This is a genomic window from Collinsella sp. AF08-23, from assembly GCF_003479805.1.
GTDB lineage: Bacteria > Actinomycetota > Coriobacteriia > Coriobacteriales > Coriobacteriaceae > Collinsella.
Genome location: NZ_QUHV01000007.1, coordinates 88,003 through 101,740, shown reverse-complemented (window position 1 = coordinate 101,740; position 13,738 = coordinate 88,003). Strand labels below are relative to the sequence as shown.

Below are 13,738 nucleotides of genomic sequence, written 5' to 3'. Positions count from 1 at the left end.
CTTCACATCCGGTGAGGGAAGTATCGGACCTGCTATCCCATAGCCGTCTCAAAAACGCCCCGCAAAAGCATACGCGGAATCTGGCAGCACCTGACACAGCCAGGCGACGTGAAGGAAGAGGCCTTACCTGTAAGGCGCAAGGATCATCGAGGAGCTAGAAAAGTCGTGCAGTCTCCAAAAAGTTTCCGCAAAAACTCACGCGATGTATGGGGCAAAGACCGTATTCCTTGATTGCTTGTATGTGCTCTGCAGAGGCATAGCCCTTTGATTGTGCAAAGTGATAATCAGGGTATTCGGCGTCATATTCGACCATCATCTCATCACGCGTGACCTTTGCGACAATCGAGGCCGCCGCAATACAAGCCACCGTGGCATCACCCTTTACGACATCGCACTCATGTTTGACGGCACCGAGAGGATTGCCGTCCATGAGGACGCAATCGGGCTCTAACCCGGTATCGGCAACCGCGCCTGCCACCGCCTCACGCAGCGCACGGGCCATGCCGATCTCATCGATACGCACGGGAGGGATATGGCAGATGCCGATCGCCCGCGCACATTCTGCTATCTGGACGGCAAGGATCTCACGCTTGGCAGGAGTGAGCTGCTTCGAATCGTTGATACCCCAGATGCGCGGCTCATCGGGCAGGCACACGGCACACACGGTCAGTGGTCCGGCGACCGAACCCCTGCCGACCTCATCGACGCCGACAACGACGCCGGGACCACCAAGCTCGCGCATGGTTGCGTACATGGCATCCACGCGGTCGCGCTCGGTGCGTTCCTTGTCCAATCGGCGCCGCGCGCGCTCGCATGCCTTCTGGACTTGGAGGCGGGGATCTTCGGCATACCTTTCGACAAGGGCCTCGATTTCCTCGAACGATGCGCTCGCAAGTTCTGCCGCAACTTGGGCGGCAGAGGCCGAACTCGTCATATTCGCCACGATATCCCCCTTATAAGAATCAATGCGCCGCGCGGCGCACGACCCTCTCTATGAAAGCGGGCCGCCCAAATGAGCGGCCCGCTTTCCGTACGGATCTGTAAACCCTAAAACCGTGCTTAGCGCTTCTCGGGAATGCGGGCAGCCTTGCCCACCTTGTCGCGCAGGTAGTACAGCTTGGCGCGACGGACCTTACCGTGGCGAACAACCTCGAGCTTGGCGATCTTCGGGGAATGAACCGGGAAGGTACGCTCAACGCCCACGCCGTAGGAGATCTTACGAACGGTGAAGGTCTCACGGGAACCGGCACCCTGCAGGCGAATGACATCGCCCTGGAAGACCTGGACACGCTCGCGGTCGCCTTCCTTGATACGGTAGTGGACCTTGACGTTGTCGCCGACCAGGATGCGAGGCATGTCCTCGCGGATCTGCTGACGCTCGATTGCGCGGATGTAATCCATGACAGATTCCTTACTCTTCTAGAGGTGCCGCACGCGTACGCCGGCACATAGGTTGAACAAACAGCAGCAAGTATACACAAGAAGCAGTGCTATACCAAGGAAAACCTCAAGTCCTCCACGCGATTATCCGCACGCCCCGTAGCGTACGCACCGAGACACGGCTACAACGCGTCCCGTGTACAAGGCGCTCTAGAGATCTCGTTGACGGAGGTTGATCTGGCGCTTGCCCTGCTCGCCCGCGGGCTCGTCGAACTCGTAGACACCGAGCGACTTGAGGAACGGGCGGAGCCGTTTATATCCATAGTTGCGAACGTCGAAATCGGGAAGGCGCTTTCCGAGCTGGTCGCCGAGCAGCCCCAAGGAAATCCAACCGTCCTCATCGCCGAAGGAATCGATGACGGCGTTAATGGCGCAACGGATCGCCCGAAGATGGCGGCGCTTGTCCGCTCGGCTCATCTCGCCGAAAGCGACCTCTCCCTCGATCTCGTCCTCCGCCTCATCACATGCGCAGTTGCTCGGTTCAGATGCGGACCCGCCGGCATCGCCGGGGCGGCGGCGCCGTCGGCGAGGCGCGGGCTTGCCGACAGGGGCCGAAACATCGTCCTCGCGGGAATCACCGGCATCATCGGCCTCTTCCAGCTGCTGTCGAGCGTACAGCAGGTCGAGATACTTGAACTGGTTGCAAGCGGAGATGAACGGCTTGGGAGTCTTTTGCTCGCCCATGCCGATCACCACCATACCGCTCTCGCGCAAGCGCGCCACGAGACGCGTGAAGTCGGAATCAGAGCTGACGATGGCGAATCCGTCGACCGTACCCGAATACAGGATGTCCATGGCATCGATGATCATCGCCGAGTCCGTGGCATTCTTGCCATACGTGTAGCTGTATTGCTGCATCGGGATAATCGAATGGTCGAGTAGACAACTCTTCCAACTCGCCAGACGCGGGCTCGTCCAGTCACCGTAGATACGCTTGTACGTAGCGACGCCGGCGTTCGAGATCTCGTCGAGGATGACCTTGATATATTTTTCGCTCACGTTGTCGGCGTCGATCAGGACGGCAAAACGGAGCTCTGAAGTGCTTTCGAACATAACATCCCTTCGAGTTGCATGTACATGCAACGGCCCCGCCCGCGCAAAAAGACGGACAGGGCCGTATGTCATATGAGGGTATGAGCCACCATTACGCCTGAGGGCTCTTGGGCATGAGCGGGTTCTCCCGCGTAAGAAGACTCATGAACTCCTCACCCGTGATGGTCTCCTTCTTATACAGGTAATGAGCGAGCTCATGGAGCTTGAACTTGTTCTCCTTGAGCATCTGGAGGGCGCGTCCGTGCGCCTCGGCGATGAGCTTTTGGACCGCCGCGTCGACGCGCTCCGCCGTACCGGGTGCGCACGTGAGAGAGGTATCCTGGTTGAGGTAGGCGTTTTGCACGGTACCGAGCGCCATCATGCCAAACTCCTCGGACATGCCGAATCGTGTGATCATATTGCGGGCAAGCTTGGTCGCCTGCTCGATATCGTTTGCGGCGCCCGTGGTCATCTCGCCGAAGATCAACTCTTCCGCGGCACGACCACCGCAGTACACGGCGAGCTTATCGAGCACCTCCTGCTTCGTGGTAAGGAAGCGCTCGTCCTCCTCAACCTGCATGGTATAGCCGAGTGCGCCGCTTGTACGAGGCACGATGGTGATCTTGGTTACCGGCGCCGACCCCTTTTGACGTGCGGCGACGATGGCGTGGCCAATCTCATGATACGCAACTACCTGCTTCTCATGATCGGAAAGCACCGTGGACTTGCGCTGTTGACCGGCGATGACAACCTCGACGCTTTCCTCAAAGTCTTCCTGGGTCGCACGCTTGCGACCAAGACGAACAGCGCGCAGGGCTCCCTCGTTGATGATATTAGCAAGATCGGCACCGGAGGCACCGGGCGTCGCGCGGGCGATGGCAGTGAGGTCTATGCCCGGCTCGGTCTTCACATCTTTGGAGTGGAGCTCGAGAATCGCCTTGCGCCCGGAGAGGTCGGGCAACTCGACCGGCACGCGGCGATCGAAGCGGCCCGGGCGCAGGAGCGCGGCGTCTAGGGAATCGGGGCGGTTCGTCGCGGCGAGAACCACGATGCCCTTTTGGTTGTCAAAGCCGTCCATTTCCGTGAGAAGCTGATTTAACGTCTGCTCACGTTCGTCATTGCCAGAGAAGCCGCCGCCATCGCGCTTCTTGCCGATGGTGTCAATCTCATCGATGAAGACGATACAGGGAGCTTTCTCCTTAGCCTGCTTGAACAGATCGCGCACCTTGGCGGCACCGCGACCGACGAACATCTCGACAAACTCAGATCCGGAAATGCTGAAGAAGGGAACGCCCGCCTCGCCGGCGACAGCCTTCGCGAGCAGCGTCTTGCCGGTACCGGGAGGGCCCACGAGCAGGGCACCACGCGGCAGCTTGGCGCCGATCTCCTCATAACGCTTGGGATTCTCGAGGAAATCGACGACTTCCTTGAGGGACTCCTTGGCCTCTTCCTGACCAGCGACGTCCTTGAACGTGACGCCGACATCCTTGGAAGCGACGATACGAGCGCCGGACTTGCCAAGGTTGCCGCCGCCAAAGCCGCCAAAGCCGCCGCCGGAGAAATCCATCGAGGGATTGTCGTCACCCATGGCCTTCTTCATACGGCGATTGAGCCACCAACCGAGCAGAAAGAAGATGAGCATGGGAGCGAACACCGTGATGAACAGATAGGTCCACATGCCGGAATCCTGCTTGGGAATCGTCACCTTGAGAGTTGCACCAGCCTCTTCGATGCGATTAGTGAGATCCACGTCCGTGGGCATGGTGGTGGTGCGATACGCCTTGCCCTCTTCGCCCTTGAGCGTGTAGACCGCTTGGGCATCATCGGTGGTGTAGCTGACCTCATCGACCTTTTTGTCCTCGAGATCGCTCAAAAGCTGGGAATACGTGACATCCTCGACCTCGAGCCCGCCGTTCTTGAAATTGGGGAACAGCACGCTGCTCAAGACCAGGTACACCGCAAAGGCAATGAGCATGTAGAGGATGAGATTCCGCCTACGCTTATGATCATCCATTTCCATAAGGAAACTCCGTCCGTACGTTCAGTAATGCTCTGAGGATACCCCCGAGCGCGGCCCGTTAAACGCGCGAATCAAGAACGCCCCTCCGTCACGATACGGAGAGACCTGCCATCAATCACGCAAACATGCCCGGACGATATTGGTACCCATTGTCGACGTGGGGACAGAGCTGCCAAAACGCGACGGCGCTCGCAGCGGCGACATTCAAGGAGTCAACGCCGTGCGCCATGGGAATGCGAACCGTCGTGTCGCAGCCGTCAATCGTGCGTCTCTGTAGCCCGGCGCCCTCGGTTCCCATGAATATCGCGAGCCGTTCTATGCCCTGAAGTCGAGGGTCGTCCAAGGAAATCGAGTCGTCGGAGAGCGCCATGGCGGCACACGTGAAGCCGGCATCGTGCAGGACCTCGAGGCCATCACGGGGCCACGTGCGGGCCTCGGTGCCAATCCTCGTCCAAGGTACCTGGAAGACGGTGCCCATGGACACGCGCGCAGAACGGCGATAGAGCGGATCCACACAGGTCGGACTCACGAGAATGCCGTCAACGTTGAGCGCCGCCGCGGACCGGAAGATCGCGCCCACATTCGAATGGTCAACGATGCCCTCGAGCACGCACGCGCGAATCGGGCGCCCAGAGGCGCGCTCAACCAATCCTTCTAGGAAGGCACCCGCATCCGCGAGCGGCGGCCGGTGAAACGCCGCAAGTGCACCACGGGTCACCGAAAAGCCGGTAAGCTGCTCAAGCAGAGCCATCTCGCCAACAAAGACGGGAATATCGATTTCGGGGAAGTCGGTAGCGACCTTCTCGAGCAGCGGGGTGAGCTGATCAAGCCAACGCTCACCCAAAAGGAAGCTCACAGGCACAAGGCCGGCCTCGACCGCGCGCTCGATGACTTTGCCACTCTCCGCGATGAAGATGCCCTTCTCGGGCTCGAGCACTGAACGCAGCTGACGTTCAGTCAGCTTCGTGTACGCCTCAAGACGAGGATCGTCCAATGAGTCAATATGAGCGATTTCAACCCCAGGCATCTTAACGTACCGGCACGATCTCGATGTAGAAACCATCAGGATCCTCGATGAAGTAGATGCCCATGGAGGGGTTCTCCTTCACGATGCAACCCATGGAAGCGTGAAGATCATGGGCGGCACCCATGTCCGCGACCTCGAAAGCCAGATGAATGTCATGCCCGCCCTGGTTGTACGGCTCGACACGGCCCTTGTTCCACGTGAGCTCGAGCTGGCAGGGACTCGCCTCATTGCCGAGGAACACGAGCTTCCAGGAACCGTCCTCGGGTCCCTCCTCGCGCACCGGCGTCAAGCCGAGTGCCTTCTCGTAGAACGCGAGGGACGCATCCAGATCGAGGACGTGGATTTCTGTGTGAGACATCTTGAAGTGCATGGTTGCTCCTTCGTACAAGATGGTTGACGGTATATGCCAGACGGTACGAACCACAGGCTCCCACGGGGCGCGGGCCCCTACGATCTGCGGTATGTCATGAACTCGAAGGTGACGTCGGCGTCGCCGGCGCCCTCCTCAATACGAAAAACCTCGGAACAGTCGACGACCGACCAGGCGGAATCTACATCGAGGTTGGGGAAATACGTATCGACATCGCGTATCACGTGGTCGCGCGTGACCTCCGCCTCGATGCAATGAGGCAGGAACTGCTCGTACACTGCTCCCCCGCCGATGACCCAGGCAACGTCCTCATCCGCGACGGCAGCGAGCGCTTCCTCAACCGAATGAACAACCTCGATACCCTCGCGTTCAAACGCGGGATCACGCGTGAGAACAATGTTGCGACGGTCCTTGAGCGGACGCCCGCCGGGAAAGCTCTCAAGGGTCTTACGTCCCATAACGACGGGATGGCCCTTGGTCTTATTGACAAAATGGCGCATGTCGGCACGATTGGCCACCACCATATCGCCATCCCGTCCAATCCCCCAGTCATCGCACACAGCGACGATGGCCTTAAGCTCACATGTCATCATGCAACTCTCCTCTTGTACATCAGGGGCACAATCCACTTTTAAACCGATGATACCGTAGCCCCGCCCCGGAGCATATCGTCCCGCGCGCAGTTCGCGTAGCGCTGTTTGAGCACGGGGTGATATGCTCCGGGGCGGGGCGGGCGAAACGGATTTAGACCGCGATGGGAATCCCCTTGACCTGCGGCCCCGTCTCATAATCCTCAACAATGAGGTCATCAGTTGTAAAGTCGTAGAAATTCGTGACTTCAGGATTGAGCGAGACCTTGGGCGCCGGGAACTGCGGCCGCTCGATGAGCTCACGCACGATATCCACGTGCCGGTCGTAAATGTGCGCGTCAACGATCACGTGCAACAGCTCGCCTGCGATCATATCGCAATGGCGCGCGACCATCATGAGCAAGATGGCGTACTGACACACGTTCCAGTTGTTGGCAGCAAGGATATCCTGGCTACGCTGCATGAGCACCATGTTGAGCACCGGCTTGTCGCAGCCAGGCTCAGCCGTCACGTTGTACGTCACAGAATACGCGCACGGATACAAGTGCATCTCGGACAGATCGGCAAACGTATACATATTCGTCATGATGCGACGCGAGTACGGCGTATGCGTGAGGTCGTACAGCACGCGGTCCATCTGATCGAAGTCGCCTTCCTCGTAGTGCGACTTCTGCGCGATCTGGTAGCCGTATGCCTTGCCGATCGAACCGGTCTCATCGGCCCACTGGTCCCAAATGTGGGACTTGAGGTCGTTGATGTTATTGGATTTTTTCTGGTAGATCCACAGGACCTCGTCCATCGCGGACTTGAGCGCCGTACGGCGCAGCGTAAGCGCAGGGAACTCCTCACGCAGGTCATAGCGGTTGGTGACACCGAAGTTCTTGATGGTGTACGCGGGAGTGCCGTCCTCCCAGACCGGGCGTACCTTCTCCCCTTCCGTGGTGGTGCCATGATCCAGGATATCCCGGCACATGCTCACAAATAGCTTGTCTGCCTTGCTCACGGCTCGCTCCTTCCACACACAATTGAACACATCCATACAAGGTAACAGAAGCCCGGCCTTATATACCGAAGGAGTGTTTTTGTGGAGCGAAGCGCAACCACACTCCGTAGCGTATATAAGGCCGGGCGCAGATCGAATTGACGAAAAGGATGTTACTTCCGCCTGAACTGCTCGTTCATCTGCATGAGCTTCTCCATGTCGGACATGCCGCCGCCCATGCCGGGCATGCCGCCCATTTGATTCATGAGCTGGTTCATGTTCATGCCACCCATGCCGGGGACGCCGGGCATACGCATCTTTTTGCCCTTTTTCCCCTTCTTGCCCTTCTTGCCGACGCCTTGCTGTTGCGCCATGGCGCGCACCTTTCCCATCATCTTGTTCATCTCGCCCCACTGCTTCATGAGGGCGTTGACGTCGGTGGGTGTAAGACCGCAACCGCGGGCGATGCGGGCGCGACGCTGGCCGTTGATGATGGAGGGGCGACGGCGCTCCTCTGCCGTCATGGACAGGATGATGGCCTCGTTACGGTCGAAGACCTTCTCGTCGAGGTCGCCGCCCATCTGGTTGAGGGCGCGCTGGCCGCCGGGGAGCATGCCGAGGATACCCTTCATGCCGCCCATCTTCTTGACGGCCTTCATCTGCTCGAGCATGTCATCCATGGTGAAGCCGTCACGAAGCATGCGCTCCGCAGATGCGAGCTGCTCGGCCGTTGCGGCCTCCTGAGCCTTCTCGATAATTCCAATGACGTCGCCCATGCCGAGGATGCGCTTTGCCATGCGCTCGGGGTTGAACACCTCGAGGGAATCAGGCTTCTCGCCCATGGAGACGAACTTGATGGGCTTGCCAGTCACCTCACGCACGGAGAGGGCTCCACCGCCGCGGGCGTCACCGTCGAGCTTGGAGATAATGACACCGTCGAAGTCAGTGCGCTCCGCGAAGGTGGAGACCACGTTGACGATGTCCTGGCCGGTCATGGCGTCGACCACCATGAGAACCTGGTCGGGCTTGACCGCACGCTTGATGTCGACGGCTTCCTGCATCATCTGCTCGTCGATTTGCAGGCGACCGGCGGTGTCGACGATGACCACATCGCGCATGGTGTCGACCGCCTCGCGAATGGAAGCACGGGCGATCTCGACGGGATGAACACCGTCCCCACGGAAGACGGGCACGCCGATTTCACCGCCGAGGGTCGCCAGCTGGTCGGCGGCGGCGGGACGATAGACGTCGCACGCGGCGAGCAGAGGGCTCTTGCCCTGCTTTTTAAGCATGTAGGCGAGTTTAACGGCCGCCGTGGTCTTACCGGAACCCTGAAGTCCGACGAGCATAATCACGTTCGGAATGCGGCTGGAGAGCACGAGTTTGCTCTCGGTGCCGCCCAGCAGCTCGGTGAGCTCATCGAGCACGATCTTGACGACGTTCTGCGCAGGCGTGAGCGACTCCATGACCTCGGCAGTGAGGCAGCGCTCCTTCGTGCGCGTGACGAAGTCCTTCACCACGCGGTAGTTGACGTCCGCCTCGAGCAGTGCCATGCGAATTTCACGCATGGCCACGTTGATATCGGCCTCAGTGAGTTTGCCCTTACCGCGCAAGCGGTCGAATGTATCGGCGAGGCGGTCGGACAACGAACCAAATGCAGCCATGTATCTCTCTCTTTCTAGCTCTAACAAGTACTGAGACGTCTTTTCCTGATGGAGCAGATTGCCACGAAGCAAGAGCGCAGCGTACTAACGTACGTAAGCTCGCAGCTGAGCGGCAAGGTGCCCATCAGGGGAAGACGCGGGGATTCGTTAACCTAATCTTCCAGTCCCACCAGGGCGCGACAGAAGGCGCGCGCGTCGAAGCGCTGGAGGTCCTCGACTTGTTCGCCCACGCCGATGCGGTAGATGGGAAGCTTGAGCTGCTCGGCAACGGCCAATGCGATGCCGCCCTTCGCCGTGCCGTCAAGCTTGGTCATGATGATACCGTCCAGCCCGAGCGACTCGTTGAATTCCTGGGCCTGGGAAAGGCCGTTTTGGCCGGTAGCGGAATCGATTACAAGCACCACATGGACGGGCATGGGGCCAGAGCTGCACGCCTCGGCGCGCTTGCGGGTCACTTTCACGACCTTGGCGAGCTCGCGCATGAGCTCGGGGCTCGAGTGCAAACGGCCGGCGGTGTCGATGAGCACCAGGTCACTGCCGCGCTTGTCGGCCTCATCGAGAACGTCGTAGCACACACTCGCGGGATCGGAGCCGCGATCGCGCTTGATAACCGGAACCCCTGCGCGCTGCCCCCACACATCGAGCTGCTCGATGGCGGCTGCTCGGAACGTGTCGGCGCTGCCAATAACCACATTTTTGCCGGCATGCGCCTCCGCGCTCGCGATTTTCCCGACCGTCGTGGTCTTGCCGGCGCCGTTGATGCCGACAAATAGGACGCAGCTGGGGGTATCGTCAAAGATATCAAACGCGGGCTCGACGAAAAACTCGCTGAGCCGCTCAGCGAGCGCCCCACGGAGTTGCTCGGCGGTCTTCAAATTCTTCCGAGCAGCGGTCTCGCGCAAATCATCCGTGACGCGCATCGCAATCTCGCCACCCATGTCACCCATGACGAGGGTGTCCTCAAGCTCCTCCCAAAAGCTCTCGTCCACCTCGCCGCCGAAATAAAAGACCTCATTCAAGGCCTCGCGGCTACGCTCGAGACCGCGCTTGAGGGAATCGAAGAGACCCATTATGCATTCACGACCTTTCCGGTTTCTCGATCGAGTTTCTGGCTGACCACACGGCTTACGCCGTCGGCCTGCATGGAGACACCATACAACACGTCGGCGTCCTCCATGGTGCGACGTTGATGCGAGATGACGAGCAGCTGCGTCGACGTACGCAGGTAGTCGATGGCACCGATGAGCTTGGAGAGATTCGAATCGTCCAAGGCGGCCTCGACCTCGTCAAGAACGTAGAACGGCACCGTACGAGTGCGGTAGACGGCAAAGAGGAGCGCAAGCGCAGTCAACGACTTCTCGCCGCCGCTCATGAGCATCATCTTCGTGATGCGCTTACCCCGTGGCTGCGCGACGACTTCGATACCGGTCTCGGCAGGGTGCTCGGGATCGGTCATCTCCAGATGAGCCTGTCCACCCGGGAAGAGCATTTCGAATACCTCGCGGAAGTTCTCGTCGACCTTCTCGAAGGTGGTGAGGAAGCTCGTGCGCATTTTGCGATCGATTGCCGCCGTGATCTTGGTGAGCGCCTTGCGGGCACCCTCAAGATCCTCGAGTTGACGGGCGATGTAGTCGGCGCGCGTCTTGAGCGTCTCGTACTCCTCCATCGCGACCTGATTGACCGGACCGAGGTTGTTGATCTGGCGAACAAGGTCGTTGAGCTCGCGCTCGGCGGCGGCACGGTCATCGGGCGCGGGGAGCTGCAACGCCTCCTCCAAGACCGTGGTGCCATCGGCGGTGATGGCACGTACGGCCGCCTCGACTTGCACCTCGAGCTTGCCACGAGACACCTTCGCCTCATTCACCGCGGCGGTGGCCAAATCGACTTCGACCTTCGCGCGCGAGACCTCGCACTTGGCATCTTCGATCGTGCGCTTGAGCGACGCCGAATCGGCCTCCTCCAGCGATGCACGGTCTCGCAGGCGCGCCGCCCAGTCCATGGCACGCTCTGAAAGCGCTTGATACCGGTCATGCAGGGGATCGACGCGCAAACGGAGAACCTCAAGGGAGCGGGCAGACTGCTCGGTGCCGCGAATACGACGGTCTATACCCTCAAGTCTACGCTCGAGTTCGGGAGCACGTGCCGAGAGGCTCTTCACGCGCTCGTTTGCGCGGGCCAAACGCACCTTGGCGTCTGCGAGCTTCGAACCGGCCTCGGCGTCATCTCGGCGTACGCGCTCGAGGTCGTCTTGTGCCTCGTCGATCTGCCGCGAAAGCTCATCCAGGCGCGCAAGCGAATCATCGCGAACCGTCGTGAGCTCGTCGACCCGCGGTTGCGCATCGCGCACGGCGACCGCCGCCTCCTCGCGGCGCTTGGCGAGATTAGCACGCTCGCCGAGCTTGACCGAAAGAGAATGTTCCATACGCCCGATCTCAGACAAGAGCGAGGCATGCTCTCCTTCGAGGCGCGAAATCGTTCCCGCGGCGTTACCCTCGACCGTGCGGGCCTCCTCAATAGCCTCGGTGGCCTCACCAACGCGCTCAACGGCATGGTCGAAGACGGCAAGCAAATCAGGCTCGAATCCCTCGAGTTCGCGAATGCGGCGCTTGCGCTCAAGTGAGCCGGCGGCACCCCCGCTCGTGGCGCCCAAGCGAACCACACCCCCATCACGCACGCGAGCGCCGTCGGGCGTCACGTAAAGCACGCCGGAAACGATGGGAGCCGACAGCGCATCGTCAAGGGAATCGACCACATAGACGTGACCGAGCAAAGCGGCGACGGCGGGAGCGTAGCCCTCGCGCACCTGAAGGCGCTCGACCAAGCGATAACCTGCGGCACCCTGGTGCCGGTCCGAAGCAGTAACATCTCGCGCAAGCAGAAGAGCCTCACCAGATGCATCCTTCTGGCCAAGGGCGAACGACGCAGCACGGGCAAGCGCATCGCCGTCCATGCAGACGAGCGCATCGATGTCCCCCGCAAGCAACTGCTCGACGAGGGGCTCAAGCTCGACGGGGGCTTCGATGACATCACCCAAACGCCCCGCAATGGACTCGGGGTGGTTGCTCACCACACGAGCGGCAAGGGGCGAGGAGTCACTCAGGCTCGCATCGACCTTCCTGAGTCCCGAAAGCTCAGAACGGACGTCGGCGAGCTTCTCACGCGTCTGAGCCTCTTTTTCCCGCAAATCCGCGAGAGCGGCGATTGCCGCGTCAAGGGCGTCTTTAGCCTCCTGTCGTGCCGTGCGGGCGTCATCCAGCTCCGCGACGAGCTCGTCGGCACGATCGCGGCGATGGGCCAGAGAAGCACGCAGCTCATCGGCCTCGTCATCGACCTGTTCAAGGCGACGGGCATACATATCATCCTCGAGCTCGGCGTTGGAAAGCGTCTCCTTAACCTTGACGAGTTCGAGGGCGGCACCATCAGACGTTCGCTGGACCTCACGCTGCTCCCGCGTGAGCGCGGTGATAACCTCACCAAGCTCGATTCGTCGCGCGTGGAGCTCATCGGCGGCAGGCTCAAGGGCGGCAACGTCCTCTGCAGCCACGGTGGCCGTCGCACGCTCCTCATCAAGTTGCCGGTTGATGTCGGAAAGCTCCTCCACCGTTCGTCGCCGTTGGTGTTCGGAGCCGGAAAGGGTGCCACGCATCTCGGAGAGGCGCGCGACCATATTACGCCCCTTCTCCTCGAGCAAACGCATATCAGAACCGATTCGCCCGACGATATCCTGCATATGACGGCGCTGTTCACCAAGGTCACCAACGAACAGCCCTTTTTCCTCGAGCATGACCTGGAGCTTCTCGAGCTCGCGCTCCTTTTCGCCTAGGCGGTAGCGGGCGAGCTCGAGGGCCGCAGCGCTCTCGCGCGAGGACGACTCGAGATCCGCCCATTGGGCCTGGAGCTGACGAAGCTCGTCGACGGCAAGGACCTGTGTGAGCTCGGTCGCCCTGCTCGAGAGGTCCTTGTATTTTCGAGCGCGATCAACCTGCCGCTCGAGCGGCTTGAGTTGACGGGAGATCTCACGGTTTATGTCGCGCGCACGCGTGAGATGTTCATCCATGCTCTTGATCTTGCGCAGGGCGCGTTCCTTGCGGCGTTTGTGCTTGGAAATACCGGCGGCCTCTTCGATAAGGCTCCGCCGCTCCTCGGGGCGGCTCTGCAAAATCGCATCAAGCTTGCCCTGGGAGATGATGGAGTGCGTGTCCTTGCCTAAGCCGGAGTCATGCAAGATATCCTGAATGTCCATCAGGCGACACGGACTGGAATTGATGAGGTACTCGCTCTCACCCGAGCGGTACATGCGCCGCGTGATGGCGACCTCGTTGAAATCGACGGGAAGCACGTGATCGGAATTATCGAGCACGAGCGTCACCTCGGCAACACCCACCGGTTTACGCGCAGACGAGCCCGAGAAGATAACGTCCTCCATGGCCTGCCCGCGCAGCTGCTTGGCGCTCTGCTCGCCCAGAACCCACAAGATGGCATCAGAGACGTTCGATTTGCCCGAACCATTGGGACCAACGATAACCGTGAGCCCAGGTTCGAAGGTCATCTGAGCGCGATCGGCAAACGATTTGAAACCCTTGAGGGTGAGCGACTTAAGGTACACGGGGCCT

11 protein-coding genes are annotated in these 13,738 nt (G+C 60.2%); all 11 read right to left on the bottom strand.

The window, feature by feature from the left end; genetic code table 11:
* Positions 1-154: 154 nt before the first annotated feature.
* The gene (locus DWV48_RS05455; protein ID WP_118653816.1) at positions 155-943 is read right to left on the bottom strand and encodes a ribonuclease HII; all 789 of its coding nucleotides are present in this window, start codon (positions 941-943) and stop codon (positions 155-157) included.
* Between the two features lie 116 nt (positions 944-1,059).
* The gene (rplS, locus tag DWV48_RS05450) at positions 1,060-1,401 is read right to left on the bottom strand and encodes a 50S ribosomal protein L19 (protein WP_118653815.1); all 342 of its coding nucleotides are present in this window, start codon (positions 1,399-1,401) and stop codon (positions 1,060-1,062) included.
* A gap of 189 nt (positions 1,402-1,590) precedes the next feature.
* On the bottom strand, positions 1,591-2,493 hold the full coding sequence (locus DWV48_RS05445; protein ID WP_118653814.1) for an NYN domain-containing protein: 903 nt from the start codon (positions 2,491-2,493) through the stop codon (positions 1,591-1,593).
* 91 nt (positions 2,494-2,584) lie between these two features.
* On the bottom strand, positions 2,585-4,492 hold the full coding sequence (gene ftsH, locus DWV48_RS05440; protein WP_118653813.1) for an ATP-dependent zinc metalloprotease FtsH: 1,908 nt from the start codon (positions 4,490-4,492) through the stop codon (positions 2,585-2,587).
* A gap of 115 nt (positions 4,493-4,607) precedes the next feature.
* A complete protein-coding gene (locus DWV48_RS05435) occupies positions 4,608-5,519 on the bottom strand; it encodes an RNA methyltransferase (RefSeq protein WP_118653812.1) in 912 nt (303 codons plus the stop codon).
* A 1-nt stretch (position 5,520) separates the two neighbouring features.
* Entirely contained in the window at positions 5,521-5,889 is a 369-nt protein-coding gene (locus DWV48_RS05430) for a VOC family protein (protein WP_118653811.1), read from the bottom strand.
* Between the two features lie 77 nt (positions 5,890-5,966).
* A complete protein-coding gene (locus DWV48_RS05425; protein ID WP_118653838.1) occupies positions 5,967-6,479 on the bottom strand; it encodes a dihydrofolate reductase in 513 nt (170 codons plus the stop codon).
* Between the two features lie 154 nt (positions 6,480-6,633).
* Positions 6,634-7,482 (bottom strand): thymidylate synthase, encoded by an 849-nt coding sequence (thyA, locus tag DWV48_RS05420; RefSeq protein WP_118653810.1) that lies wholly within the window; start codon positions 7,480-7,482, stop codon positions 6,634-6,636.
* Positions 7,483-7,634: 152 nt separating this feature from the next.
* A complete protein-coding gene (gene ffh, locus DWV48_RS05415; protein WP_118653809.1) occupies positions 7,635-9,125 on the bottom strand; it encodes a signal recognition particle protein in 1,491 nt (496 codons plus the stop codon).
* 152 nt (positions 9,126-9,277) lie between these two features.
* The gene (gene ftsY / locus DWV48_RS05410) at positions 9,278-10,195 is read right to left on the bottom strand and encodes a signal recognition particle-docking protein FtsY (protein WP_118653808.1); all 918 of its coding nucleotides are present in this window, start codon (positions 10,193-10,195) and stop codon (positions 9,278-9,280) included.
* Positions 10,195-13,731 carry a chromosome segregation protein SMC gene (smc, locus tag DWV48_RS05405; protein WP_118653807.1) on the bottom strand — a complete coding sequence of 1,179 codons (3,537 nt, stop codon included), beginning with the start codon at positions 13,729-13,731 and terminating at the stop codon, positions 10,195-10,197. The genes ftsY and smc overlap by 1 nt, the downstream gene beginning before the upstream one ends.
* Between the last annotated feature and the right edge of the window lie 7 nt (positions 13,732-13,738).